27 protein-coding genes are annotated in these 26,739 nt (G+C 52.1%); 17 read left to right on the forward strand and 10 right to left on the reverse strand.

From position 1 onward, the window contains the following. Positions 1-43: 43 nt before the first annotated feature. Positions 44-1,270: a multidrug efflux MFS transporter MdtG gene (mdtG, locus tag HOY33_RS05510; protein ID WP_172289203.1), complete on the reverse strand. Its 1,227-nt coding sequence runs from the start codon at positions 1,268-1,270 to the stop codon at positions 44-46. A 219-nt stretch (positions 1,271-1,489) separates the two neighbouring features. Next, the gene (locus HOY33_RS05515; protein WP_172289204.1) at positions 1,490-2,410 is read right to left on the reverse strand and encodes a Kdo(2)-lipid IV(A) acyltransferase; all 921 of its coding nucleotides are present in this window, start codon (positions 2,408-2,410) and stop codon (positions 1,490-1,492) included. A gap of 386 nt (positions 2,411-2,796) precedes the next feature. Here HOY33_RS05515 and HOY33_RS05520 point away from each other — a divergent pair, with 386 nt between their 5' ends. Continuing rightward, the gene (locus tag HOY33_RS05520; protein WP_172289205.1) at positions 2,797-3,867 is read left to right on the forward strand and encodes a rhodanese-related sulfurtransferase; all 1,071 of its coding nucleotides are present in this window, start codon (positions 2,797-2,799) and stop codon (positions 3,865-3,867) included. 63 nt (positions 3,868-3,930) lie between these two features. On the opposite strand, the gene HOY33_RS05525 is transcribed toward HOY33_RS05520, so the two are convergent. The 6 genes from HOY33_RS05525 to pyrC all read right to left on the reverse strand — a co-directional run bounded on the left by HOY33_RS05525 (position 3,931) and on the right by pyrC (position 7,895). Beyond that, positions 3,931-4,503 carry a YceI family protein gene (locus HOY33_RS05525; RefSeq protein WP_172289461.1) on the reverse strand — a complete coding sequence of 191 codons (573 nt, stop codon included), beginning with the start codon at positions 4,501-4,503 and terminating at the stop codon, positions 3,931-3,933. 29 nt (positions 4,504-4,532) lie between these two features. Beyond that, on the reverse strand, positions 4,533-5,087 hold the full coding sequence (locus tag HOY33_RS05530; RefSeq protein WP_172289206.1) for a cytochrome b: 555 nt from the start codon (positions 5,085-5,087) through the stop codon (positions 4,533-4,535). 473 nt (positions 5,088-5,560) lie between these two features. Beyond that, positions 5,561-5,815 carry a biofilm formation regulator BssS gene (gene bssS / locus HOY33_RS05535; RefSeq protein WP_172289207.1) on the reverse strand — a complete coding sequence of 85 codons (255 nt, stop codon included), beginning with the start codon at positions 5,813-5,815 and terminating at the stop codon, positions 5,561-5,563. A 215-nt stretch (positions 5,816-6,030) separates the two neighbouring features. Further along, positions 6,031-6,288, reverse strand: coding sequence for a hypothetical protein (locus HOY33_RS05540; protein ID WP_172289208.1), 258 nt, complete (start codon positions 6,286-6,288; stop codon positions 6,031-6,033). Between the two features lie 195 nt (positions 6,289-6,483). Further along, positions 6,484-6,723, reverse strand: coding sequence for a DNA damage-inducible protein I (gene dinI, locus HOY33_RS05545; protein ID WP_172289209.1), 240 nt, complete (start codon positions 6,721-6,723; stop codon positions 6,484-6,486). A 128-nt stretch (positions 6,724-6,851) separates the two neighbouring features. Next, on the reverse strand, positions 6,852-7,895 hold the full coding sequence (gene pyrC / locus HOY33_RS05550) for a dihydroorotase (RefSeq protein WP_172289210.1): 1,044 nt from the start codon (positions 7,893-7,895) through the stop codon (positions 6,852-6,854). 205 nt (positions 7,896-8,100) lie between these two features. Here pyrC and HOY33_RS05555 point away from each other — a divergent pair, with 205 nt between their 5' ends. Then, a complete protein-coding gene (locus HOY33_RS05555; protein ID WP_172289211.1) occupies positions 8,101-8,388 on the forward strand; it encodes a putative quinol monooxygenase in 288 nt (95 codons plus the stop codon). 78 nt (positions 8,389-8,466) lie between these two features. Here HOY33_RS05555 and rne read toward each other — a convergent pair whose 3' ends face one another. After that, complete coding sequence (gene rne, locus HOY33_RS05560) at positions 8,467-11,745, reverse strand: ribonuclease E (RefSeq protein ID WP_172289212.1); 3,279 nt, start codon at positions 11,743-11,745, stop codon at positions 8,467-8,469. Positions 11,746-12,313: 568 nt separating this feature from the next. On the opposite strand from rne, the gene rluC reads away from it, so the two are divergent. Beyond that, positions 12,314-13,270 carry a 23S rRNA pseudouridine(955/2504/2580) synthase RluC gene (rluC, locus tag HOY33_RS05565; RefSeq protein WP_172289213.1) on the forward strand — a complete coding sequence of 319 codons (957 nt, stop codon included), beginning with the start codon at positions 12,314-12,316 and terminating at the stop codon, positions 13,268-13,270. Between the two features lie 46 nt (positions 13,271-13,316). Here rluC and HOY33_RS05570 read toward each other — a convergent pair whose 3' ends face one another. After that, positions 13,317-13,904 (reverse strand): nucleoside triphosphate pyrophosphatase, encoded by a 588-nt coding sequence (locus HOY33_RS05570; RefSeq protein ID WP_172289214.1) that lies wholly within the window; start codon positions 13,902-13,904, stop codon positions 13,317-13,319. A gap of 140 nt (positions 13,905-14,044) precedes the next feature. Between HOY33_RS05570 and yceD the strand changes: the two genes are divergently transcribed. The 14 genes from yceD to ptsG all read left to right on the forward strand — a co-directional run bounded on the left by yceD (position 14,045) and on the right by ptsG (position 26,598). Then, the gene (gene yceD, locus HOY33_RS05575) at positions 14,045-14,566 is read left to right on the forward strand and encodes a 23S rRNA accumulation protein YceD (protein WP_172289215.1); all 522 of its coding nucleotides are present in this window, start codon (positions 14,045-14,047) and stop codon (positions 14,564-14,566) included. 16 nt (positions 14,567-14,582) lie between these two features. Beyond that, positions 14,583-14,753, forward strand: a complete 171-nt coding sequence (gene rpmF / locus HOY33_RS05580; protein WP_009112338.1) for a 50S ribosomal protein L32 — start codon at positions 14,583-14,585, stop codon at positions 14,751-14,753. 29 nt (positions 14,754-14,782) lie between these two features. After that, positions 14,783-15,829, forward strand: coding sequence for a phosphate acyltransferase PlsX (plsX, locus tag HOY33_RS05585; protein ID WP_172289216.1), 1,047 nt, complete (start codon positions 14,783-14,785; stop codon positions 15,827-15,829). Positions 15,830-15,835: 6 nt separating this feature from the next. After that, positions 15,836-16,789 (forward strand): beta-ketoacyl-ACP synthase III, encoded by a 954-nt coding sequence (locus HOY33_RS05590; RefSeq protein ID WP_172289217.1) that lies wholly within the window; start codon positions 15,836-15,838, stop codon positions 16,787-16,789. 17 nt (positions 16,790-16,806) lie between these two features. Then, positions 16,807-17,736 carry an ACP S-malonyltransferase gene (gene fabD, locus HOY33_RS05595; RefSeq protein ID WP_172289218.1) on the forward strand — a complete coding sequence of 310 codons (930 nt, stop codon included), beginning with the start codon at positions 16,807-16,809 and terminating at the stop codon, positions 17,734-17,736. Between the two features lie 14 nt (positions 17,737-17,750). Next, positions 17,751-18,485 (forward strand): 3-oxoacyl-ACP reductase FabG, encoded by a 735-nt coding sequence (gene fabG, locus HOY33_RS05600; protein ID WP_172289219.1) that lies wholly within the window; start codon positions 17,751-17,753, stop codon positions 18,483-18,485. 153 nt (positions 18,486-18,638) lie between these two features. Further along, positions 18,639-18,875, forward strand: a complete 237-nt coding sequence (acpP, locus tag HOY33_RS05605; RefSeq protein ID WP_005970506.1) for an acyl carrier protein — start codon at positions 18,639-18,641, stop codon at positions 18,873-18,875. A gap of 80 nt (positions 18,876-18,955) precedes the next feature. Continuing rightward, positions 18,956-20,197: a beta-ketoacyl-ACP synthase II gene (gene fabF, locus HOY33_RS05610; RefSeq protein WP_172289220.1), complete on the forward strand. Its 1,242-nt coding sequence runs from the start codon at positions 18,956-18,958 to the stop codon at positions 20,195-20,197. A 333-nt stretch (positions 20,198-20,530) separates the two neighbouring features. Then, positions 20,531-21,328 (forward strand): aminodeoxychorismate lyase, encoded by a 798-nt coding sequence (pabC, locus tag HOY33_RS05615; RefSeq protein WP_172289221.1) that lies wholly within the window; start codon positions 20,531-20,533, stop codon positions 21,326-21,328. Between the two features lie 14 nt (positions 21,329-21,342). Further along, positions 21,343-22,365 carry an endolytic transglycosylase MltG gene (gene mltG, locus HOY33_RS05620; protein WP_172289222.1) on the forward strand — a complete coding sequence of 341 codons (1,023 nt, stop codon included), beginning with the start codon at positions 21,343-21,345 and terminating at the stop codon, positions 22,363-22,365. Then, the gene (gene tmk, locus HOY33_RS05625) at positions 22,352-23,020 is read left to right on the forward strand and encodes a dTMP kinase (RefSeq protein WP_172289223.1); all 669 of its coding nucleotides are present in this window, start codon (positions 22,352-22,354) and stop codon (positions 23,018-23,020) included. The genes mltG and tmk overlap by 14 nt, the downstream gene beginning before the upstream one ends. Continuing rightward, positions 23,020-24,033 (forward strand): DNA polymerase III subunit delta', encoded by a 1,014-nt coding sequence (gene holB / locus HOY33_RS05630; protein WP_172289224.1) that lies wholly within the window; start codon positions 23,020-23,022, stop codon positions 24,031-24,033. The genes tmk and holB overlap by 1 nt, the downstream gene beginning before the upstream one ends. A 19-nt stretch (positions 24,034-24,052) precedes the next feature. Then, a complete protein-coding gene (locus tag HOY33_RS05635; RefSeq protein WP_172289225.1) occupies positions 24,053-24,850 on the forward strand; it encodes a metal-dependent hydrolase in 798 nt (265 codons plus the stop codon). A gap of 314 nt (positions 24,851-25,164) precedes the next feature. Next, positions 25,165-26,598, forward strand: coding sequence for a PTS glucose transporter subunit IIBC (ptsG, locus tag HOY33_RS05640; RefSeq protein ID WP_172289226.1), 1,434 nt, complete (start codon positions 25,165-25,167; stop codon positions 26,596-26,598). Positions 26,599-26,739: the final 141 nt, after the last annotated feature.

The raw sequence follows: 26,739 nt of genomic DNA on the forward strand, positions 1-26,739 counted from the left end.
TATATCCGTTGCTTTTTTTTACGCCCGATAACGTATCGGTCGGTTAGTCGCCGGGAAGCTCAAGCCTTGACGCGCGACGTTGTAAACTTCGCCAGGAGTAGACGACGTTGATCATGACAATCAAGGCGGTAACGATAAAGACCGCCCGAAAGCCATAGGTGGCGGAAATGGATGCCCCCAATATGGGGCCTGCCACATTACCTACATCACGGAACGACTGGTTATAGCTGAATATTCGTCCTGCGACATGATTGGAGGAGTGATAAATCAGCAGCGTTTGCACCGCCGGCAGTAACGCCCCATCCGCCGCCCCCAGCAGGAAGCGCAGTACGCCCAACTGCCACGGCGTCTGTACGAAAGCCATGGGAATAAGCAGTAAAACGGACACTATCAGCATGGCGATCAGAATACGCTCAGGGCCGATTTTATCACCTAGCTTGCCTAATTTCGGGGCGCTGATCAGCGCGGATACGCCGGGAATAGCGGCGATCATGCCGCTGATAAAGGCCAGATTTTGAGTATGTCCCGCCAACTCTCGAACGAACAGCGTGAGTATCGGCGCGACGGACCCTGTGGCTACCTGGATAATTAACGTAGTAATAAACAGACTTAAAACCAGCCTGGGGTTTTTCAGCGATGTCATCACCTGCCGGCCGTTTAACATGTCTTTTTTGCGAATGGTGGTAAAACGTTCCTGAACGAAAATCAGCGTGATCAGAAAACAGACCAACAGCACGGCGGCCGTGATAAAGAATACCGGACGTAATCCATAGCTATCCGCTAAATAGCCGCCGATAAGGGGGCCGATAAGCGCGCCGCTGACGGCTCCGGTTGACAACGTTCCCAGCGCCCAGCCGCTTTTATTGCGCGGAACCTGGGTGGCGATCAAGGCATTGGCATTAGGAACAAATCCCCCCAGTATGCCGAGGGCGGCGCGCAGAAATAGAAATTGCCAGATATTTTGCGCCAGCCCCATGAGTAGCATCACGATGCACATGCCCAGCGCCGAACGTAACAGCATCAGCTTGCGGCCTTTGCGATCGGCAAGCCGTCCCCAAAAAGGAGAAGCGATGGCGGAGAAGAGAAACGTGATGCTGAAGACCACGCCAGACCATAAATTCAACGCTTCGTGGCCGGTGACGCCCAAAAGCTCCACATAAAGCGGAAGAAATGGCATAACCAGACTGAATGCGGCACCGGTGAAAAAGCAACCTAACCAGGTAACATAAAGATTACGCTTCCAATCAATAGGCTCCGCTTCTGGTGTCATAAGTTTCCGATAATGTTGTTGGTGTTTTTTGTGTGAGAGCGCAAACGAAAAGGCAACAAGTTAATTATTGCATAGCAGGCAATGCATTAAGTATGTGCCGCTTACCGGCTATCGGCAAGATAATCATCATGGATGGATAAAAATACGGCGGTTTTTCAGTCGGGTAGCGCCGCTGGGCGGCCTGCCCTCCACGCCAGCCTCCGTGGAGGGGGAATCGTTTTAATATAGCGACGGCTCACCTTCCGGCCGGGTTTTAAAGCGACGGTGTAACCACATATACTGGTCGGGCGCCAAGAGGATATTTTTTTCCACGATCTTATTCATCCACGCTGCGGCAGCCTCTTGGCTTTCCAGCGGGATGTCTGATTCCGCCGGCTGAATCAATAACTCATAGCCTTTACCATTCGGCAGGCGGCGCGGCACAAACGGAACAATCGCCGGTTTGGCCGCTTTGGCCAGCATGTAACTTCCCACCGTGGTGGCGGCTTTATCAACGGCAAACAGAGGCACGAATACGCTGCTGCGCGGGCCATAATCGTGATCGGGGGCGTACCAGATAATCTCACCCTGCTTAAGCGCTCGGATCATGCCTTTCAGATCCTTGCGGTCCAGCATGGATTTGTTTGAACGCATTCTTCCCCAGGTCTGTAACCAGTCAATCAGTTTGTTGTCGTTGGGGCGATAGACACCGATGCCCGCATTATAAATGCCAAAAATGCGTGCGCCGAGCTCCAACGTCAGGAAGTGCAGACCGATCAGCAATACGCCTCGATTTTCCTTGCGCGCCTGATGCATATGTTCCAGACCTTTTACCGTAAACCAACGGTCTATACGCCAGTCAGGCCAGAACCATGCCATGCCGGTTTCAATTACTCCCATCCCAACGGCTTCAAAATTTTTTCTGACTAATCCGTCTCGCTCCGCCAGCGGCATATCAGGGAAACATAGCTCAATATTCCGGGTGGTGATTTCAACACGGCGCGGCAGAAGTCGCATCGATAGATGACCAAGCCCGGTACCGATACGGTAGAGCAGGGGATAAGGTAACAATACCACCAGGTACAGCATGCCAACACCCAACCAGGTCAACCAGTAACGCGGGTGCAGTAGGGAACGATTAAAAACGGGGATTTGTGTCATGGCCTCAGTATCAAATTCTGGTGCTTGCAGGCACTCATACTGTTAAAGGATAAATAGAATTTCCTCTCAATAGGATAGATTATTGCGGGAGTTTGCTTAGAAAACAAATTTGCGGCGCGCTATAGCCTGATTTTTATACAAAAAATAAGTGAATCGAAAATGGCAATAGCGGCAACGAGGCGTTCGTCAGTTTTAATGGCGGCAAAATGGATGAATCGCGGCTATCTAATGAAACGGATCTTCACCGGCATTGCGCGGGGGGAGCGCCATTTGACCTCCTGACAGCGATGCCGCTATCGGGTATGATGCCGGGCGATTCAGTCTGTCAGGATAATCCTGGCGGTAAACAGTAACGATTAACCTCAGTGAAGACAGGAAAGTACACCATGCCAGTGTTACATAACCGGGTTTCCAATGAGGAGCTGAAAGCGCGAATGCTTGCTGAAACCGAGCCGCGTACCACAGTCTCTTTCTATAAATATTTCACCATTGATGAGCCGAAAGCATTTCGCGACCTTCTGTATAGCCAGTTTGCGCAGCTAAAGGTGTTTGGGCGGATCTACATTGCGGCGGAGGGCATCAATGCTCAGATCAGCGTACCGAATAATCAGTTTGATGCGTTTAAAACCGTGTTGTTTGGCGCCCACCCGGCGCTTGACCAGGTACGGCTGAACATTGCATTGGACGACGACGGAAAATCGTTCTGGGTTTTGCGCATGAAGGTGCGTGACCGCATCGTGGCCGATGGCATTGATGATCCCACATTTAACCCGGCGAATGTCGGTCAGTATCTGAAAGCCGAACAGGTCAATGCCATGGCGGACGATCCCGATACGCTATTCGTTGATATGCGCAATCACTATGAATACGAAGTCGGGCACTTTGAAAATGCGTTGGAGGTTCCCTCGGATACCTTCCGCGAGCAGCTTCCAATGGCGGTGGAAATGCTTAATACGGCGCGTGATAAGAATATCGTCATGTATTGCACCGGGGGGATCCGCTGTGAAAAGGCGAGTGCTTATATGCTCCATCACGGTTTTAAACATGTCTACCACGTCGAGGGCGGGATTATCGAATATGCCCGTCAGGCAAAAGCGCAGGGGTTGCCGCTGAAGTTTATCGGTAAAAACTTTGTGTTTGACGAGCGACTGGGAGAGCGAATTTCTGATCAAGTGATTGCGCATTGTCATCAGTGCGGCGCTTCTTGCGACAGCCATACCAACTGCCGTAATGAAGGCTGTCACTTGTTGTTTATCCAGTGCCCGGCATGTGCGGAAAAATATGAAGGCTGTTGTAGCGCAAGCTGCCAGGAAGAATGCAAGCTTCCACTGGAAGAGCAACGCGCGCGGCGCAGCGGGCGTGAAAACGGTATGAAGATTTTCAATAAATCGAGAGGATTATTGCAGTCGACATTAGCGATTCCATCGCCGCCTGCGGAGGGCGACGCAGCGAAGTAACCCGATAAAAAAAGCCCTTTCAGGCGTCGAAAGGGCTTTAATCAACATTTCGGCGGTGGATTATTACTGACGAATGCCTTCGACGGAAATGATCAATTCAACTTCCTGGGACGCCGGCCCCAGATCGGTCGTAATATTAAAGTCTTTCAGCTTGATCGCGCCTTCTGCTTCAAAGCCGGCGCGATGATTACCCCACGGATCGCTACCCTGACCAATCAATTTCGCATCCAGCTTAACCGGCTTGGTTACGCCGTTTAAGGTCAGGTTACCGGTGATATCGTATTCATCGCCGTCTTTTTTCACTTCCGTCGAGGTGAACGTCGCCTGCGGATATTTGGATACGTTCAGGAAGTCCGCACTGCGGATGTGTTTGTCGCGTTCAGCGTGGTTGGTATTGACGCTGTTGGTATTGATGGTGACATTGACTTTATCGGCGGCAGGGTTGTTTTCATCAAAAGTAAACGAACCGTCAAAATCGTTAAAACCGCCATAAATCCAGCTATAGCCCAGATGATTAATGCGGAATTGAATAAACGCGTGCTGGCCTTCCTTATCAAACTTGTAATCGGCAGCCAGCGCCGATCCGGCAGAGGCAAGCAAGGACGCGACAGTCAGGCCCAGTAGTGTTTTCTTCAGCATTGGTATTTCTCCATAAATCCAGAAAGTTATGGGATGTTGCGACCCAACATCCGCTTCAAGGTGATATCTCTATCGATAAAGTGATGCTTTAATGCGGCTAAACCGTGCAGTGCTGACAAAGCCACCACCACCCAGGCAAGATAAAGATGCACGGTGCCGGCAATATCGGCTTGATCCGTCAAACCGGTTACGCTGGCTGGAATGGAAAACCAGCCAAAAACTGAAATAGGTTGTCCCTCGGCCGTGGAAATCAGATAGCCGCTGATTAATATCGCAAACAGCACGACATAGAGGGTAATGTGCGCCAGCGTCGCGCTGATGCGGGTAAAGGTTGAATAGCTGCTTAGCGGCGGAGGCGGCGGGGAAATGAAGCGCCAGATAACCCGAAAGATCATAACGGCAAAAAGCAGCATACCGACGCTTTTATGAATTTCAGGCGCGCGGTGATACCAGACATCATAGTATCCCAGTGATACCATCCAAAGTCCGAGCGCAAACATACCATAGATGGTCAGTGCGGCAGTCCAGTGGAGAAGAATGCTGATATGACCGTAACGAGATGTAGTATTACGCCAAAGCATGGTGATGGCTCCTGATCGAGTAACATAGGCACCTGGAAAAGCTAAACAGATAAAAACGTAAAATCAATATAAAATCATCTATCATAACAATAGCGCAACATTGAACAGTTTTTTTGAATTTAAATTCATATCTTATTCAATTTTATTATTGTAATTATCGAGGTAAAAATCCTTTGATTACTTACCTTTTCAATCGCATCGGTATGAAAAATCGAGGCGGATAAAAAATATCGCTAAGCGCGATGTGTTTTATCCATTGAATAATTATGTCGCCTTGGCTGCCCGCCGTGAGTATCAAATTGGGTTGGATTATTGTTTTAACTGAATAACTGAGGCAAAGAAGAAAAAAAGAAATGTGGTTGAACGCTTGAAATAACGGCGCCGTCAGTAAGACGGCGCCGTTATTGGTGACAGTGAATCAAAAATCAATAAATCTGGTATAAAATAATAATATTAACAAACTATATCAATAACTAATGTTTTCGATAATCAAGGGACTGACTGTCGGTTGATTCGATTTTAGCAATGCCAGCTTCAAGTATGTATATAAGTTGTCTGGCGACATCTGTCGTTAACCATAGCGTTCGGTCAACTTGCGCTTCGTCCGGAGCCTGATCCGCCGTGGCTAAATAGTGTAAGCGGATCATCATGGCGTCATAACTGTCAACAGTGCTTATGTCCCAACCTACAAGAGGATGTGTCTGAATAACTTCATTTTTTCTATCCATAAATACCCCTTATTGACTAGTTACTAACATGAGTGACTAACGAGGTTTAAGGTGGCTCCTTATTTAGAAGAGCTCTATTAGTATATCGTCGCTTATTTAATTTATGGGAAATATTTGCAGAAAATGTGTAAAAATTTTTTTGTTTAATAATTAAGCAGCCGGGGCGAAAATACATTCGCCCCGGATCCTGTTAATGAATAGGAAAAATGAAAATGCTATTCGGTATTTAAACCGGCATTTTTCTCTAATGTCGCGGCAAAATGGGCCAGGTGTTTTTTCATCAACGGATCCCGGTTCTCATTTTGAGATTCCAGTTTCAGATTATGGATCAGAAGCTGGTTTGCTTTTTCATCAAGACAGAAGACCAGAGATGAAAATGCAAGCTCCAATGCGTCAATTTTGCGCTGCTGGGCACCAATCAACGCCAGCAGCTCACCGAATGTCATTGCTTCTTCTGGTTTTTCTACTGCCATAACAGATATCCTCAGTCGTACCAACAGGATGGTGAGAGCCTAATGGTGAGCGTTATTCGCGCTTATAACTTATCATTTAAGCCCAATCTTTCAACAGACTCAACAACATGCCAGAACACAGCGTATAAAGCGAGTCCCTGCCTAAAAACGATGGTGTAAAATATTCACGATCGATACTATTATTCAGAAACCAGTCTATTCAGGTATAAACCAGTCGTCCGCACTTTCCCAGGTTTCTTGCAGAATTTCAGATATGCGCTCTTTGTCATCTTTACCGGCGCCCATCACGGTAAGGCTATTGGCCGCCGCATAACGAACCTGAACCGGGATATCGGGGTAATGCCGATGAATTCGTTGCCCCAGTTCATTCGTCAGCGCCTCAATGGCGCCTGCCGGCAAGGGAGATGACTTTGCTAGGGTAATTTCTACACGCATGATGGCCTCCAAGTTTTAACTGTTTATTTATACAGTCATTCTTTGGGGAGAACAAGCATCAAAGAGAGATTTATACGCGTTTGACGCAAAAGAAAAAGGCCCATCGGGAAGACGCTGGGCCCGGTAAATTATTTAACCGACCAGTTAAGGCTTTGCCCGGCGAGGAATGGAATCAATGCTTCACTTCCCAGCGAAATCTCTTCCGGGAAGGTAACCGGCTTGCGTTGCAGCTCGATCCAGTCTTCATTAACGGGCAAGCCATAAAAGCGCGGGCCGTTCAACGAACAAAATGCTTCAAGTTTATCCAACGCATGCATTTCATCAAAAACGGTCGCATAGGCGCTTAATGCCGCCTGAGCGTTAAATACCCCGGCACAGCCGCAGTTGGACTCTTTGCGCTGTTTAGCATGAGGGGCGGAATCCGTACCGAGAAACAGCCGATTGCAACCGCTGGCGACGGCATCACGCAGCGCCTGCTGATGAATATTTCTTTTGAGGATCGGCAGGCAATACAGATGTGGGCGGATCCCGCCGACCAACATATGGTTACGGTTGAACATTAAATGCTGAGGGGTAATGGTGGCCGCGAGATACTCATTGCCTGATACAACGTACTGTGCGGCCTCTTTGGTGGTGATGTGCTCGAATACGACTTTCAGTTCGGGAAACTGCTGACGTAATGGTTCCATCACGGACTCAATAAACCGGGCTTCCCGATCAAAAATATCGACAGCGGGATCGGTCACTTCGCCGTGTATTAGCAACGGCATGCCTATTTTCTGCATCCTTTCCAGGATGGGAAAAATAGCGGCGATGTTTGTTACGCCATGACTGGAGTTGGTCGTCGCATTGGCGGGATATAACTTGGCGGCCGTGAAAACCCCTTGCTCATAACCGCTTGCAATCTCTTCGGCATCCAGTGAGTCAGTCAGGTAACAGGTCATCAACGGCTGAAAGTTATCCCCTGCGGGAATGGCGGCAAGAATACGCTTACGATAAGCGATTGCGCTTGCTACGCTGGTGATTGGCGGCGTCAGATTTGGCATGACGATAGCACGGCCGAAAAAACGACTGGTATACGGAAGAACAGTTTCAAGCATCCGATCGTCACGTAAATGAATGTGCCAATCGTCAGGGCGGCGGATTTTCAGAATATCAGGCTGTGCGGTCATGGAGTGTGCTCCGGCGGTCAGTAGAAAACATCATCGATCAGTAGTTTTGGGACGGATACGGCGGGGAATAAGCATAAGTGTAAAGCCGCCTGAATGCATCCGTTAGTTGATGAATGCTTGAAATTAACTACTATAGCTACCATCACCAATAGGCATCTCTATGCCTTCTTTTTAAACACGAAACATAAATTAAATAGGGACAACCATGGAAATCCGTATCGTCGCCAGTGTACAGGCGAAAGCTGAGTTTATTGCAGAGGTGACTGCCGCTTTGAGGCAGGTTGTGGCGCCCAGCCGTCAGGAGCCAGGTAACTTGCAATACGATCTGCATCAAGAGATCGACAAGCCGGAGGCTTTTGTCTTTTTTGAACGTTGGAAAAGCCAGACGGCGCTGACAGAGCATGAACAGACTGAGCACTTCCAGCGTCTGGTTTCCCAGCTTGAAGGGAAAACGGAACAAATGGATATCAAACTGCTGAAGTATTTGGACTAATAAGCCCGCTTGCTGACGGCCCGTCATAAAAAAACACCCGCCGATTGGCGGGTGTCGGTTTAACTAACCGGTAGTTGATTATTCACTAATTGGCGTCGGCTTGGTCGCGGGCGCCGCAGCCTGATTAACGGCGGCATGCCCCCCGGCAGAACCTTTACCTGAAAACTCATAATCAGGGCGCTTCCAGTCGCTTTGACGCGCTGGGGCTGGCTGGTAATCCGGCGCTGGCGCTTTGGTCATCGGCGCCGTCGCGTGAAGCTTATAGCGAGGTTGTGCCGAACTGACCGCTGGTTCCGGAACTTGCTGAGTTGAAACGGCCGGCTGTTCAACCACAGGGCTTGTATCGACCGCCTGCGGGGTTATCTCCGCCGTTACCTTTTCCTCTTCATGCGCAATGGCGTCCGCAGCGTCAGGCTTGTGCTCGGACGTTTCGACCACGGCGTCGGTAACGCTGACGGCAACCGGCGTGGCTTCAGAAGCCGACAGCTCAACAGCGGCGGTTTCAGCAACGTTGGTTTCAGCAACGATTGTTGTTTCATCCGCAGCGTGTTCTTCCGTAACCGTGGTTTCAACGGCGGCGATCTCTGCTGTTTCGGCGGCTGATTCCTCTTGCTCAGCTTGAGGGGCGGGTTCAGCCTGTACCTGTTGCTCGGGTTCGGCGAAAGAAACCGTCGCATCATCCTGTTCCGTTGTTTCAGGGGCGGCGTTAACGGTTTCTTCTGCAACCGCCGGGGCTGGTGCTTCCTGCGCTGCGGTTTCGATAACCGGAGCGACCTCCACAATGGCAGGCAGAAGCGCCGTTGCCGGGGCGATATTTTCTTCCGGCAACGGCTCGGGGGCCTGTTCCAACTGCTGAGGTTGGGCGACAGAATAGTTGACCCACACTTTACCCGATGCCATTTCCGGCGACGCGACGGCATATTCCACTTGCATCGGCGACTGTGACGGATAGCGTTCATCACGGTAACGACGACGACGCTGACCGCTGACGCGCAGATGGCGCGGCGAACGACGCGAACGGCGCGGCATTCCGCCGTTTTCCGTGCTGGCGCCGCGATTGGTATCGACGGTTTGCGTATTTTCCGCTTCGTTCGCCGGCTCATCAACCCGTGCGGACTGCGGCGGCGCAATCTCCGCTGTCACGGCAGGGGCCGCATTTTCGACCGCTTCACTCGGTGCGCTGTCAGACTGAACGCGCACCTTTTGCGTCAGTTGGCGACGCTGGCGGCGCGGCATGACCGGCGTAGGTTTATCCTGCTCGGCGCTGCTCTCTTCCACTTCATCGACCACGGCATTTTGGACTTTCGCTTCCTGCTGTGGTTGACGTTTGTCTTCTTGACGGCGGCGCTGGCGCGGTTCGCGACGCGGCTGCTCGTCAGTCGTGGTTTTTTCCGTGTCTTCCGCTACGCGGGTTTCCGGTGCAACTTCCGTATTCTGACGCTTATTGCGGCGCTGCTCTTCGCGCGGTTCGCGATTATCACGATTGTCGCGGTTATCTCGCGAACCACGGTCGCGGCGGTTATTGCCCTGGCGACGTGAATTACGGCGATCCTGACGTTGACCTTCGCTGGCCGTCGCTGGCGCCGTCTTCTCATCTGCTGTATTAGCAGATTCGGCGGCAGGTTCAGAGGCGAAGATACCTTTCAGCGCGCCCAGAAGACGGCCGACAAACCCGGATTGAGCGGCAGCGGCCGGGCTTGAAACCGGCGCGGTTGCCGCCGCTGCCGGCGCTTTCTCTTCCGCAGGCATGTCGGGCATGGTGAAGGTTGCTAACGCCGGCTGTTCGGGTTGTTTACGCTCGACCGTCTGTTCTTCCTGCAACTGCTGCGCTTCAGTTTCCAGCAACTGCGGCAATAGATAGCTAAGCGTCGGTTTTTCTTCGCCTTTACGGACTCGAACAACGGAATAGTGCGGTGTTTGCATGCCATCATGCGGGACGATGATGGCGCGAACGCCGCCCTGACGCGTCTCAATGGCATTGACTGCGTCACGCTTCTCGTTCAGCAGGTAAGAGGCGATCTGTACCGGAACGATGGCGTGAACCTCTTTGGTGTTCTCTTTCAGCGCTTCTTCTTCAATCAAACGCAGAATGGACAGCGAAAGCGATTCATTATCGCGAACGGTACCGGTTCCACCACAGCGCGGACAAACATGGTGACTGGATTCGCCCAGCGACGGGCTGAGGCGCTGACGGGACATTTCCAGCAGGCCAAAGCGCGAAATCCGGCCGATTTGAATACGGGCGCGATCCTGACGGACGGAATCCCGCAGGCGGTTTTCTACTTCGCGCTGGTGGCGTACCGGCGTCATATCGATAAAGTCGATGACGATCAGGCCGCCCAGGTCACGCAACCGCAACTGACGGGCGATTTCATCCGCCGCTTCCAGGTTGGTGTTAAATGCGGTCTCTTCAATATCGCCGCCGCGCGTCGCACGGGCGGAGTTGATATCGATCGCCGTCAGGGCTTCCGTGGTATCGATAACAATGGAGCCGCCGGAAGGCAGACGGACTTCACGCTGGAAGGCGGATTCAATCTGAGACTCAATCTGATAATGACTGAACAGCGGGATTTCGCCGCTGTAAAGTTTGATTTTACTGGTGAAGTCGGGGCGGCCCAGCGCGGAAATGTGCTCTTTGGCCAAATCGAGGATTTTCGGATTATCGATCAGGATCTCGCCGATATCCGGACGTAGATAATCGCGGAAAGCGCGAACAATCACGTTGCTTTCCTGGTGAATCAGGAACGGCGCAGGGCGGCCTTCCGCCGCTTTCTTAATCGCTTCCCAGTGCTTTAGGCGGAAAGCCAGATCCCACTGCAATGCTTCGGCGGACTTACCGACGCCGGCGGTACGAACAATCAGCCCCATGCCGTCGGGCAACTGCAAAGAACCCAGCGCTTCTTTCAACTCGGTACGGTCATCGCCCTCGATACGGCGTGAAATTCCGCCCGCGCGAGGGTTGTTCGGCATCAGTACCAGATAACTGCCGGCCAGACTGATAAACGTTGTCAGTGCTGCGCCTTTGTTGCCTCGCTCTTCTTTATCCACCTGAACAATGACTTCCTGGCCTTCGCGCAACACGTCTTTAATGTTAGGGCGGCCATGAGAGGAGTAGTTGCTGGGGAAATATTCGCGAGCGATTTCTTTAAGAGGGAGAAAACCGTGTCTTTCCGCGCCATAATCGACAAAAGCGGCCTCAAGACTGGGTTCAATACGGGTGATTTTACCTTTGTAGATATTTGCTTTCTTCTGCTCATGACCGGGACTTTCAATATCCAGATCATACAGCCGCTGACCATCAACCAAGGCAACACGCAACTCTTCCTGTTGAGTCGCGTTAATCAACATTCTCTTCATCTTTAACTTACTCGTTATTTTTACTTACATTATTGATAGAGCTGCGGACAAAAGAACCGCATGACCGGAATGAACCGATGGCCTCGTGGCTTATCGCAGGGACGTCAACCTCCCGGTTGTCGCCTGCATAGAGGCGCATGTTTCGGTAGCCTGTTTTTCCTGATGGAAAACAGCGCATTTACTGAGGGAACAGCTTCTGAAAATTTCGCCAGATCTGATTCCATTTGCCGGCCAAGCTGCAATCCGCAGCCCGCTAACTGCTTGATTTCACATTACGTCTTACGCCATTGCTGCGTTTGTGCGTCATCAGGCAAACTTAATAATTCCGCAATTTCCCCTGTTTTAATGCAAATCAGCACGGAAAATGCAAAAGCATTATTCCATTGCTGACACCGTTATAGCAAGGTGACTTTGCCTGTCGGTATGAAGATAGTGTGCAAACCCGTCATGGTTGAGACCAAATTCAGCCAAAACTGCTGCTATAACGCTATTTTCATTCGTCAGACTCACAGTTAAGCACAGAAAAAGAAGTGGCGCTATCCAACTGCTCTATTTAGAATCGCGCATCATGAAAACAGACAATCCTTCAGTACAATTTGTGACGATATCCGCCGATGAGGCCGGACAGCGCATCGATAACTTTTTGCATACTCGCTTAAAAGGCGTGCCGAAAAGTATGGTTTACCGCATCTTGCGTAAAGGCGAGGTGAGGGTAAATAAAAAACGGGTAAAACCGGAATACAAATTGCTTGGCGGCGACGAAATCCGCATCCCCCCGGTTCGACAGGCCGAGCGAGACGCCGCCCCGGTCTCCGCCAGCCTGGGAAAAGTTGCCGCATTAGCGGAATGCATCCTCTATGAGGATGATTATTTGCTGGTGCTGAACAAACCTTCCGGCACGGCGGTGCATGGCGGCAGCGGGCTGAGCTTCGGCGTGATTGAAGGATTGCGCGCGTTGCGTCCCGAGGCGCGTTTCCTTGAGTTGGTGCATCGACTGGATCGCGATACCTCCGGGGTGCTGCTGGTCGCCAAGAAACGTTCGGCTTTGCGTTCGCTGCATGAGCAATTGCGTCTCAAAGGGATGCAAAAGGATTATCTGGCGCTGGTGCGCGGGAACTGGCCGTCGCATTGCAAAGTCGTACAGGCGCCATTGCTGAAGAATATTCTGCAAAGCGGCGAACGTATCGTGCGGGTAAACAGCGAAGGGAAGCCGTCAGAGACGCGGTTCAAAGTCGAAGAGCGTTTTGAACGGGCGACGCTGGTGCGCGCCAGTCCGGTAACCGGCAGAACCCATCAGATCCGGGTGCATACGCTGCATGCCGGCCATCCGATTGCCTTTGACGATCGCTATGGCGATCGCGATTTTGATCGTCAACTGGCCGGAACCGGTCTGAAACGTCTGTTTTTGCACGCGCAGGCGTTACGCTTTGAACATCCCAATAGCGGAGAAACGCTGCGCGTTGAAGCGCCTCTCGACGATCAACTGCGCCATTGTCTGCTGGTGTTGCGTAAGACGAAAGCGTAATTCAGTTATCCTGCGGAATACCTGCATCGGCGGGTATTCCGTCGGACTATCTCAGCGTCAGCGGGTTAATCCCTTCTTTTTGCAGCATCTGCGTCAAGGCGATCAACGGCAGCCCAACCAATGTATTGGGATCGCGACCGGATAATCTGTCGAATAAGGCAATGCCCAACCCTTCGCTTTTAAAGCTGCCCGCGCAGTTCCAGGGCTGTTCTTTTTCCAGATAGCCGTTAATTTCAGCATCGGTCAGTTGCCTGAAATGGACGTCGAAAGGTTCAACCAGGCTTTGCATTCGCCGTTGCGCGCTGTTGAAAAGGGCTAAACCGGTAAAGAAAGAGACGCGCCGTCCGCTTGCCCGTTGCAGTTGCCAAACGGCGTTGGCTTTATTGTGCGGTTTTCCGGTAATGTCATTGCCCAATACGCAAACCTGATCGCCGCCAATGATCAGATGATGGGGATACCGTGCGCTTAATGCTCTGGCTTTGCTTTCCGCCAGCCGAGTGACTAATGTTATGACATCTTCATCACAGTGCGGCGTTTCATCAATGTCGGGCGATGCGCAAATAAAAGGAATATTCAGCTTTTCCAGCAAGGCTTTGCGATAGGGCGAGGTTGAAGCAAGAACGATCTGATACATAATTTTTTTATAAACCGTAGCGTAATGATGAAAGGCATTTTAAACTGTGCGCCGCTCTGGAAGCGAATATTGGTGAAAGGTCGTGCTTCACTGCCTTTTTCTTTGACTCTATGTCGTTACGACGTTAATATGCGCGCCCTATGCAAAAGGTAAAATTACCCCTAACCCTTGATGCGGTTCGCACTGCTCAAAAGCGTTTAGATTATGTTGGCATCTATTCGCCTGAGCAGGTGACGCGTGTTGCCGGATCAGTGGTGAGTGTGGATAGTGATGTTCAGGCTTCTTTGTCTTTCAATATCGATAATCAGCGCCTGGCGGTGATTGACGGTAGTGCGGATGTCAATGTCACATTAATGTGTCAGCGCTGCGGAAAGCTATTCGAACATCAGGTTCATGCGACGTTTTGTTTTAGCCCGGTCATCAATGATGAACAGGCCGAAGCTTTACCGGAAGCGTACGAGCCGATCGAAGTTGATGAGTTTGGCGAAGTCGATCTGCTGGCAATGATTGAAGATGAAATCATCCTTACGTTGCCTATCGCCCCGGTACATGATTCTGAACACTGTGAAGTGTCCGAAGCGGACATGGTGTTCGGTAAGTTGCCTGAAGAGGCAGAAAAACCGAATCCGTTTGCCGTATTAGCCAGTTTAAAGCATAAGTAATTAAGGAGTAAGGTCCATGGCCGTACAACAGAATAAACCTAGCCGTTCCAAACGTGGTATGCGTCGTGCTCACGATGCGCTGACCACTTCTTCTGTATCCGTAGATAAAGTTTCTGGCGAAACTCATCTGCGTCACCACATCACTGCGGATGGTTACTACCGCGGTCGCAAGGTTATTGCCAAGTAATTCTTGCGAATTATTAGCAAGGCAATACTTTGACACGCCTAACTCTGGCGTTAGATGCGATGGGCGGGGACTTTGGTCCCTGCGTAACAGTGCCTGCTGCATTGCAGGCACTGGCTTCTAATTCAAATCTCAACCTGATGCTCGTTGGCGACCCTGCTGCGATCGCTCCATTACTTGCCAAAGTCGATTCTGAACTATTGTCTCGGTTAGACATTGTTCCAGCCGAATCGGTTATTGCCAGTGATGCCCGACCGTCTCAGGCCATCCGCGCGAGCCGCGGAACGTCGATGCGCATCGCGCTTGAGCTGATTAAAGACGGAAAAGCCCAGGCTTGCGTCAGTGCGGGCAATACCGGCGCGCTGATGGGGCTGGCGAAGCTTCTGATTAAACCGCTCGATGGCATTGAACGCCCTGCATTGGTTTCTGTTTTACCGCATCAGCAACAGGGGAAAACCGTGGTGCTGGATTTAGGCGCGAACGTCGAATGCGACAGCACTATGCTGGTTCAATTCGCGGTAATGGGCTCGGTAATGGCAGAAGAGGTTTTGGGATTGAAAAACCCGCGGGTGGCGTTACTGAACATCGGCGAAGAAGAAAGCAAAGGCCTGGATAATATCCGCGATGCGGCGGCCAAATTAAGAAGTACGCCGGCAATCAACTATATTGGTTATCTTGAAGGTAACGAATTGCTGACAGGAAAGACGGATGTCATGGTCTGTGACGGCTTTGTCGGCAATGTCACGTTGAAGACGATGGAAGGCGTGGTCAGGATGTTTCTGTCGCTGTTGAAATCCTCATCCGCCGATACGGATCGCAGGCGGAAACAACCCTGGTGGATACGGTGGGTGGGACGTTTGTTACAAAAACGACTGGCGAAGCGTTTCGGTCATTTGAATCCAGACCAATATAATGGCGCGTGTCTGTTAGGATTACGCGGCATCGTAATTAAAAGTCACGGTGCAGCGAACCCGCGAGCATTCGCGGTTGCCATCGAACAGGCAATGCAGACGGTACAGCGGCAACTCCCTGAGCGAATCGCTGCCCGTCTAGAAGCTGTATTACCCAAGAGTGATTAAGCGTACATGTATACAAAAATAATCGGAACGGGCAGCTTTCTGCCTGAACAAATCAGGACGAACGCTGATTTAGAGAAGATGGTGGATACGTCTGACGAATGGATCGTCACGCGTACCGGGATCCGTGAGCGTCGCATTGCGGCGCCGGATGAAAATGTGGCTACGATGGGCTGCCATGCCGCGCAGAAAGCGTTGGAAATGGCGGGCATTGATAAATCGCAGGTCGGTTTACTGATCGTCGCGACCACCTCTTCAGGTTATGCATTCCCCAGCGCCGCCTGCCAGATTCAGCAACTGCTTGAAATCGAAGATACCATCGCCTTTGATTTGGCCGCAGCCTGCGCGGGTTTTACCTATGCGCTCAGCGTTGCCGATCAATATATCAAAAATGGCGCGGTGGATTATGCTTTGGTTATCGGTTCTGATATGTTGTCCCGCACGTTGGACCCTGACGATCGCGGTACGCTGATCCTGTTCGGCGATGGCGCGGGCGCCGTTTTGCTGACGGCGTCAGAGCAGCCGGGTATTTTGTCCACGCATCTGCATGCGGATGGACGCTATGGCGAACTGCTAACGCTGCCGCATCAGGATCGCAACAACCTGGAAAAGCCGGCGTATCTGACGATGGCGGGCAATGAAGTATTTAAAGTTGCGGTAACCGAATTGGCGCACATTGTTGAGGAAACGCTGCGGGCGTCTCAACTGGATAAAAGTGAACTAGACTGGCTGGTGCCGCATCAGGCTAATTTGCGCATTATCAGCGCCACAGCCAAAAAATTAGGCATGGGAATGGACAAAGTTGTTGTGACACTGGATCGTCACGGCAATACATCGGCGGCCTCCGTGCCTTCAGCGCTGGATGAAGCGGTGCGGGACGGGCGGATTAAACCCGGACAACTGGTATTGCTTGAAGCTTTCGGCGGCGGTTTTACCTGGGGTTCCGCGCTGATTCGTTTTTGATTAAACAGGATTCTGATATGACGCAATTTGCAATGGTATTCCCAGGTCAGGGATCGCAAGCCGTTGGTATGCTGGCTGAACTGGCGACGGAGTATCCGGTTGTTATCGACACGTTTGCTCAGGCTTCCGCCGTTTTAGGTTATGATTTGTGGCAACTGACGCAGCAGGGGCCGGTTGAAGAACTGAATAAAACCTGGCAAACCCAGCCTGCTCTGTTAACGGCCTCTGTCGCTATCTGGCGTGTCTGGCGGCAGCAGGGCGGTAAAACGCCGGCCTTGATGTCCGGGCATAGTCTGGGCGAGTATTCCGCTCTGGTTTGTGCCGGCGCGCTCGATTTCCAGCAGGCGGTACGCCTGGTTGAATTGCGCGGCAAACTTATGCAGGAAGCGGTGCCGGAAGGTACTGGCGCGATGTATGCGATTATCGGTCTTGATAATGACGCCATCGCCAAAGCGTGTGAAGAATCCGCGCAAGGCGAGGTTGTTTCGCCGGTAAACTTTAATTCTCCCGGGCAGGTAGTGATTGCCGGGAACAAAGACGCGGTGGAACGTGCCGGCGCAGCTTGTAAGGCCGCCGGCGCCAAACGTGCGTTGCCATTGCCGGTGAGCGTGCCTTCTCACTGTGCGCTGATGGAGCCGGCGGCGAAAAAGCTGGCTGTCGCGCTTGAGTCCGTGGATGTTAATGCGCCGGAAATTCCGGTGGTAAATAACGTTGATGCCCGCATCGAGACGGCGCCGGAGGCGATCCGCAGCGCACTGGTACGCCAGCTATACTGCCCGGTGCGTTGGACTGAATGTGTGGAATTCATCTCCTCTCAGGGCGTTGAATCGTTACTTGAAGTTGGGCCAGGTAAAGTTCTTACCGGTCTGACTAAACGCATCGTTGATACTCTGACAGCGTCTGCGGTGAATGATCCTGCTTCTCTGTCAGTGGCGCTTGAAAAATAGGAACGGAGAAGACAATGAGTCTTGAAGGAAAAATTGCGCTGGTTACCGGCGCCAGCCGCGGCATAGGGCGAGCGATTGCTGAGACGCTCGTTGCTCGCGGGGCGAAGGTTATCGGCACGGCAACCAGCGAAAAAGGCGCTGAGGCTATCAGCGCATGGCTGGGCGAGAACGGTAAAGGATATATGCTGAATGTCGCGGATGCGGCGTCAGTGGAAAAAACATTGGCGGAGATGTACGCCGAGTTTGGCGCAATTGATATTTTAGTCAATAACGCCGGGATTACTCGCGACAACCTGTTGATGCGTATGAAAGAAGATGAATGGCAGGATATTCTGGATACGAATTTGACATCCGTATTCCGTCTGTCTAAAGCTGTAATGCGCGCTATGATGAAAAAACGCTATGGTCGTATCATTACCATCGGGTCCGTGGTTGGAACGATGGGCAATGCCGGACAGGCAAACTACGCGGCGGCAAAGGCTGGGCTGATAGGTTTCAGCAAGTCTCTTGCGCGTGAAGTGGCTTCCCGGGGGATTACGGTCAACGTTGTTGCGCCTGGGTTTATTGAAACTGATATGACTCAGGCGTTGACAGAAGAGCAGCGAGCAGGCATTTTGAGCCAGGTTCCCGCTAACCGGCTTGGTGATGCTAAAGAAATCGCCAGTGCTGTTGCATTTTTAGCCTCTGACGAGGCAGGTTACATTACCGGTGAAACATTGCATGTCAATGGCGGCATGTATATGATCTAAAAAGCACGAAATTATTTGCGTTATTTGCGGTAATAACCGCAAAATAGCACAAAATCGTGGTTCGACCAGCCGGGATTTTGTTGCATCTTTTTCAACATTTTATAAACTACGAAAACCATCGCGAAAGCGAGTTTTGATAGGAAATTTAAGAGTATGAGCACTATCGAAGAACGCGTTAAGAAAATCATCGTTGAACAGCTTGGCGTTAAGCAGGAAGAAGTCGTAAACAATGCTTCTTTCGTTGACGACCTCGGCGCTGATTCTCTTGACACTGTTGAGCTGGTAATGGCTCTGGAAGAAGAGTTTGATACTGAGATTCCAGATGAAGAAGCTGAAAAAATCACGACTGTTCAGGCAGCCATTGATTTCATTCAGGCTAACCAGCAGTAAGCGAACATATCTAGGCGGTCACTCGACCGCCTAAGTTTTTTGTCCCGCAGTGTCATATTTTCCCTCCCTGGAGGACAAGCGTGTCTAAGCGTCGAGTAGTTGTGACTGGACTGGGCATGTTATCTCCTGTCGGCAATACAGTTGAGTCTACCTGGAGTGCTCTTCTTGCCGGTCAGAGTGGCATCAGCCTGATCGACCATTTTGATACTAGTGCCTATGCAACGCGTTTTGCTGGCTTAGTAAAGAATTTTAATTGTGAGGAATTCATTTCGCGTAAAGAAGCACGCAAAATGGATGCCTTTATTCAATACGGAATCGCCGCTGGCATTCAGGCTATGCAGGATTCCGGTCTTGAAGTAACGGAAGAAAACGCGTCACGCATCGGTGCGGCGATTGGTTCCGGCATTGGCGGCCTGGGTCTCATTGAAGAGAACCACAGTTCGCTGGTGAAGGGGGGACCGCGTAAAATCAGTCCGTTCTTCGTACCTTCAACCATTGTTAACATGGTTGCCGGGCATCTCTCCATTATGTACGGCTTACGCGGCCCGAGTATTTCCATCGCCACCGCCTGTACCTCCGGTGTGCATAACATCGGTCATGCGGCCCGCATCATTGCTTATAATGACGCCGACGTCATGGTTGCCGGCGGCGCGGAAAAAGCCAGTACGCCGCTCGGCGTGGGCGGCTTCGGCGCGGCCCGCGCGTTATCAACGCGTAATGACGATCCTCAGGCGGCAAGCCGCCCGTGGGATAAAGACCGCGATGGTTTTGTGCTGGGCGACGGCGCCGGTATGTTGGTGCTGGAAGAGTACGAGCATGCGAAAAAACGCGGCGCCAGGATTTATGCGGAAGTGGTCGGGTTTGGCATGAGCAGCGACGCCTATCATATGACGTCGCCGCCGGAAAACGGCGCTGGAGCCGCCTTGGCGATGGAAAACGCCTTACGCGACGCCGGGATTTGCACCTCGCAGGTCGGTTATATCAACGCGCATGGCACCTCGACATCTGCGGGTGATAAAGCCGAAACGCAGGCCGTCAAGTCTGTGTTTGGCGCAGATGCCAGCCGCGTACTGGTCAGTTCGACAAAATCGATGACCGGGCATTTATTGGGCGCGGCAGGGGCGATCGAATCTATCTTCAGCATTCTTGCGCTGCGCGATCGGTCCGTTCCCCCGACGATCAATCTGGACAACCCGGATGAAGGTTGCGATCTGGATTTTGTGCCTCATGAGGCACGTCAGGTCAGCAATATGGAGTATACGTTATGTAACTCCTTTGGATTCGGCGGGACTAACGGCTCTCTGTTATTCCGTAAGGTTTGATGATCAAACCCTGTGAAAAACGAGGTCGCTGATAAAGTCGTCTGTAGGCCAGTGATATCCGGGCCTACCGTACCGAGGGGCGTGGCGGCGTAAGCCGGCGGAGCGCCCCTCGGTACGCTCTCCCTAATAACCTGCTTGATCACACGTCTGAAAAACCCGGGTTGCGGTTTTTTGTGGCGTACCATTCTTGGCCGTCCCCTTACGGCCGTCGCTGGCGCGACGTCAAAAACCGCTCCCGGAAGTTTTTTGCCTGCATAAAATCAGATAGCATGACTTGTACGGCTATCCTGTTTGCTGGCAAGCTGACAACACACTGCCCAATGGAAGAAAAACATGATCTGGATAAATGGTCGGTTGCAGGAGCAGCTAGCGGTATCAGACCGGAGTACCCAGTTTGGCGACGGTTGTTTTACCACCGCCAGAGTCTGCAATGGACAAATCGTATGGCATGAGCGCCATTTGGCGCGATTACAGCAGGCGGCGCGCCGTTTGATGCTGCCCGCCATTGACTGGCCGTTGTTGGAGATTGAAATGAATCGGGCGGCGCAAGGCCGTGACGAGGGCATCGTTAAGGCAATACTGACACGGGGACGCGGTGGGCGAGGATATAGCGCCCGGGGATGTGATGATCCGACACGCATTGTTATGCAAGCGGATTACCCCGATCATTATGTTCGCTGGCGCGAGCAAGGCATCACCCTGAGTCTAAGCCCGGTGGCGTTAGCCAGAAGTACGCTTTTGGCGGGAATAAAGCATCTGAACCGGCTGGAACAGGTATTGATCCGCACTCATCTTGAGCAGACCTCCGCTGATGAGGCATTGGTGCTTGACACCTCCGGGGCGCTAGTGGAATGCTGTGCGGCTAATTTGTTCTGGCGTAAAGGAAATCAGGTTTATACGCCGGACTTATCCTACGCCGGCGTCGATGGGGTCGCCAGGCGGCATATTATCGCGCTGCTGGCTGACTCGGCTTTCGAATTGCGCGTCGTTACCGAGCCGGTGTCGGCGTTGGCGGATGCGGATGAGGTGGTGATTTGTAACGCCTTGATGCCGATTGTTCCCGTAAACCAGGCGCAATCCTGGTGTTATCGCTCCAGAGAACTGTATCGGTTCCTGAGCCCTAACTGTTAGTTGTTGGTTGATTTATGAACATAAAAAAGATCGGTATTGTGGTTGTGGCGCTATTGCTGCTGATTCTGCTGTTTCTGTGGCAGAAAATACAGCATTTCGCCGTTTCGCCGCTTGCCATCAAGCAGGAAACCATTTTTACCCTCCCGGCCGGTACCGGTCGTGATGGATTAGAAACCTTACTACTCGATCAGAAAATTATTAACGACGGAACCTTTTTCCCCTGGTTGCTGCGCGTCGAACCGGAACTGGCGAATTTTAAGGCCGGAACATACCGTTTCACGGCGGCGATGACGGTGCGCGAGATGCTGGCATTGCTATCCAGCGGAAAAGAGGCGCAATTTGCCATTCGTTTTGTTGAGGGTTCCCGGCTGAAGGAATGGCTCGAAACCTTGCGTCAGTCATCCTATATTAAGCAGACGCTGACGGATAAAAGCGTGCGGGAGATTGCCGAGCAGCTTGGCATGAAGGATAAACCCAATCCTGAAGGATGGTTCTATCCCGATACTTATCTGTATACGGCCAATACGACCGATAGCGCGTTGCTACAACGCGCTCATCAGCGCATGAAGAAAACGCTGGATGATGTCTGGCAGGGGCGTGAGGAAGGATTACCGTATAAAACGCCGGATGATCTGTTAACCATGGCATCGATCATTGAGAAAGAAACGGCGATTAGCCAGGAACGTACTCAGGTCGCTTCTGTTTTCATCAATCGATTGCGCGTGGGTATGCGTTTGCAAACCGATCCCACCGTCATTTATGGCATGGGCGATGAATATGCGGGGGTCATTACCCGTAAAGCACTGGATACGCCGACGCCTTATAATACCTACGTAATTTCCGGGTTACCGCCAACGCCGATCGCGATGCCGGGAAAAGCCTCATTGGATGCGGCCGCCCACCCGGCTAAAACGTCATACCTTTACTTCGTGGCGGACGGTAAAGGCGGACATAGTTTCACCACCAACCTTGCAGACCATAACCGTGCTGTGAGGCTATACCGCTCAGCGTTAAAGGAACGGGATGAACAACAGTAAATTTATCGTCTTGGAAGGTTTGGAAGGCGCGGGCAAGACCAGCGCCAGAAACAGCGTGGTTGAGACGCTACACGCCTATGGCATTCATAAGGTGATTTTTACCCGCGAACCCGGCGGTACGCCGCTGGCTGAAAAGCTACGTGAGTTGATCAAGCAGGGCATTGCCGATGAAAAGGTGACGGATAAAGCTGAAATTCTGATGTTGTATGCCGCCCGAGTACAACTGGTCGAAAATGTGATTAAACCGGCGCTGGCGCAAGGGAACTGGGTAATCGGCGATCGGCACGATCTCTCCTCTCAGGCGTATCAAGGGGGAGGGCGCGGGATCGATCAACACTTGTTGCTGTCGCTGCGCGATACGGTACTGGGCGATTTTCGCCCCGATCTGACGCTCTATCTTGATCTACCGCCGGCTGTTGGATTACAACGCGCCCGCCAGCGCGGAGAGCTGGATCGCATCGAGCAGGAGTCGTTTGCGTTCTTTGAGCGTACCCGGGCGCGCTATCAGGCCCTGGCGGCGGAAGACCGCAGTATTGTGACGATTGACGCCGCGCAGCCGATGGAAAACGTCAGCGCCGACATTCAGACGGCACTAGGGCAATGGCTGCAAAGCCAGGGATTTCAGCCGCAGGCGCTGACACAGGATCGCGCCTGATGGACTGGTATCCGTGGCTTAATGCGCCTTACCGTCAAATGATTGGCCAATATCAGGCGGGAAGAGGTCATCACGCTTTATTGCTACATGCATTGCCGGGCATGGGAGATGACTCGCTGGTTTACGCGCTGAGCCGCTGGTTAATGTGCCAGCATCCCGAAGGGATGAAGAGTTGCGGTAAGTGCCATTCCTGTCATCTGATGATGGCCGGGACGCACCCCGACTGGTATGTGCTGAGTCCGGAAAAAGGCAAACAGAGTTTGGGAATTGACCCGGTGCGAGAGGTGCTGGATAAGCTGTATCAGCATTCCCGCCAGGGCGGGGTTAAAGTTATCTGGCTGCCGTCGGCGGAGCAACTGACGGAAGCCGCGGCCAATGCCTTGCTGAAAACGCTGGAAGAGCCGCCGCGGAGTACCTATTTTTTGTTTGGCTGCCGTGAGCCGGCGCGGCTGTTGGCAACCTTGCGCAGCCGCTGTCTATACCATTATCTGGCCGTTCCGAGTGAAACGCAGAGCGTGCTATGGCTGAATTCACGCCATAAGCATGATATTCAGGCGTTGCGTACCGCATTGAGGCTACAGGCGGGCGCCCCGCTGGCGGCGGAGAAACTCTTGCAAGCGGAACGCTGGAAACAGCGCGCCGCTTTATGCCAGGCATTCTCTGCCGCGCTTACCTCGCACGATCTGCTTTTCTTAACGCCGCAGCTTAACCATGATGATGCCGATGAGCGGATCCACTGGTTGGCATCGTTGCTATTGGATGCCGTAAAATGGCAGCAAGGGGCGGGGGAGTATCTGGTGAATCAGGATCAGGTCGCGCTGGTTGAACGTTTGGCTGCGCAATCAGGAAATCCTCAGCTACAGTACGAGCTGCACCAGTGGCTGACCTGCCGACAAAAATTACTGACGGTAACCGGCGTGAACCGTGAGTTACTGTTAACGGAACGATTGCTTGATGGCGAACAAAGCCTGTCAACCGCTGTTCAGCGGCGTTTTCATCCCTTTTCTGCTTAATTAATTTCGAGTAATTATCATGTTGTTAGTTGATTCCCACTGTCATCTGGATGGGCTGGATTATCAGTCCTTACATAGAAATGTCTCTGACGTACTGGATAAAGCCAAAAGCCGTGACGTTGGCTTCGTCCTGGCCGTCGCGACTACGCTGCCCGGATTTCGCGCCATGACCGAACTGATCGGCGACCGGGACAATGTGGCGTTTTCCTGCGGCGTTCATCCATTAAATCAGGCCGAATCCTATGATTACGCCGAGTTGCGTCAACTTGCCGCGGCCAGTCAGGTGGTGGCGATGGGGGAAACGGGGCTGGATTATCATTACCAGGAAGAGACAAAAGCGCAGCAGCAGGCGTCTTTTCGCGAGCACATCCGTATTGGCAACGATCTGAATAAGCCGGTGATCGTCCACACCCGGGCGGCGCGGGAAGATACGCTGGCGATTCTGAAAGAAGAACGCGCGGAGAGGTGCGGCGGCGTGTTGCATTGCTTCACGGAAGATTTAGCCACCGCCAAGACGCTGTTGGATATGGGATTCTATATTTCCTTTTCCGGCATCGTCACTTTCCGCACTGCGGAAGAATTGCGCGACGTCGCCCGTTATGTACCGCTGGATCGCATGCTGATAGAAACAGACTCTCCCTGGCTGGCGCCGGTTCCTTTTCGTGGAAAGGAAAATCAACCCGCCTATGTGCGCGAGGTGGCGGAGTATCTCTCGGTACTGAAAGGCGTCACGCTGGAAAATCTGGCTGTGGCCACCACCGAGAATTTTTCCCGTCTGTTTCATATCGATCCGGCACGGTTGACCGCTGCGTCATAGTGGTTGAGAATAGCCGAGTTTTTTTCTGCTGTGTAATTAATAGCGAAGAATATGTGTCCTGGCTTGCTGATCCCTTGCCAGGAATGTGTATTTTTTAGCGATATATCGCAAATATGCTCAATTTATGTTCTGTTCCGACATGTCGGCTCATTGAAACGTGATAGCAGTCAAACATTAGTCGCGCTATTTATTTTACTCTTCGTAAAAATTAAAAGGGTGCTAAGACACCTCAAACTGTAAAGGCTATTTTCTCCACCTTTGCGTCTATGAAACATCAGAAGTAAAAGCACTATTACTCAGGAGCACACTCAATTATGTTCAAGAATGCATTCGCAAACCTGCAAAAAGTAGGTAAGTCGCTAATGCTGCCGGTATCCGTATTGCCTATCGCAGGTATTCTGCTGGGCGTCGGGGCGGCAAATTTTAGCTGGTTGCCTGCGGTGGTTTCCCATGTGATGGCGGAAGCCGGCGGATCGGTTTTCGCCAATATGCCGTTGATTTTCGCTATCGGTGTGGCATTGGGCTTCACCAATAACGATGGCGTATCGGCTTTGGCCGCGGTCGTGGCGTACGGCATCATGGTGAAAACGATAGCAGTGGTTGCGCCGCTGGTTCTGCATCTGTCGGCGACGGAGATTGAATCGCAGCATCTGGCCGATACCGGCGTATTAGGCGGTATTATCGCTGGTTCAGTCGCGGCTTATATGTTTAACCGTTTCTATCGCATTCAACTTCCGGAATATCTCGGATTCTTCGCCGGCAAACGCTTTGTGCCGATCATTTCCGGTCTGGCCGCGATTCTCCTGGGTGTGCTTCTGTCCTTTATCTGGCCGCCGATCGGACGCGCAATTCAGGCGTTCTCTCAATGGGGCGCCTATCAGAACCCGGTTGTGGCATTCGGTCTGTATGGTTTGGTGGAGCGTTCGCTGGTGCCTTTCGGCCTGCATCATATCTGGAATGTCCCTTTCCAGATGCAAATCGGCGAATTCACCAATGCGGCCGGTCAGGTGTTCCATGGCGATATTCCTCGCTACATGGCCGGCGACCCGACCGCGGGTAAATTATCCGGTGGTTTCCTGTTTAAAATGTATGGCCTGCCGGCGGCGGCTATCGCCATCTGGCACTCGGCTAAACCGGAAAATCGCGCCAAAGTGGGGGGCATTATGATCTCCGCCGCCTTGACGGCATTCCTGACCGGTATCACCGAGCCTATCGAGTTCTCTTTCCTGTTTGTTGCGCCGATCCTGTATGTGATCCATGCGATTCTGGCCGGTCTGGCGTTCCCGATCTGTATTCTGCTGGGCATGCGTGACGGAACAAGCTTCTCCCACGGTCTGATTGACTTCATCGTACTGAGCGGCAACGGCAGTAATCTATGGCTGTTCCCGATTGTTGGTCTGGGCTATGCGTTGGTTTATTACACTATTTTCCGCGTGTTGATTGCCAAGCTGAATCTGAAAACACCGGGTCGTGAAGATTCCACTTCCGAACAGTCCGCTCAGAGCGGCACGGAGATGGCCTCTGCGCTGGTTATCGCGTTCGGCGGCAAAGAAAACATCACTAACCTGGATGCCTGCATCACGCGTCTGCGCGTCAGCGTGGCGGACGTGTCCAAGGTGGATCAGACGGGGCTGAAACAACTGGGCGCCGCCGGCGTGGTTGTCGCGGGTTCGGGGGTTCAGGCAATTTTCGGCACCAAATCCGATAACCTGAAAACCGATATGGACGATTACATCCGTAATAACTAATCGGGTGTTGGAGAGTTTCCAAGGGGCGAAAGCCCCTTTTTTTATACGTGCGATAAGCGAGTATCACTCGGCGAAAGCAGACGATGCGCGCGTACTACCCGTCGTATTTTGACCACCTGCGCCAGAAATCGTCGAAGAAGG

This window comes from Brenneria sp. hezel4-2-4 (genome assembly GCF_013155275.1).
Lineage (GTDB): Bacteria > Pseudomonadota > Gammaproteobacteria > Enterobacterales > Enterobacteriaceae > Brenneria.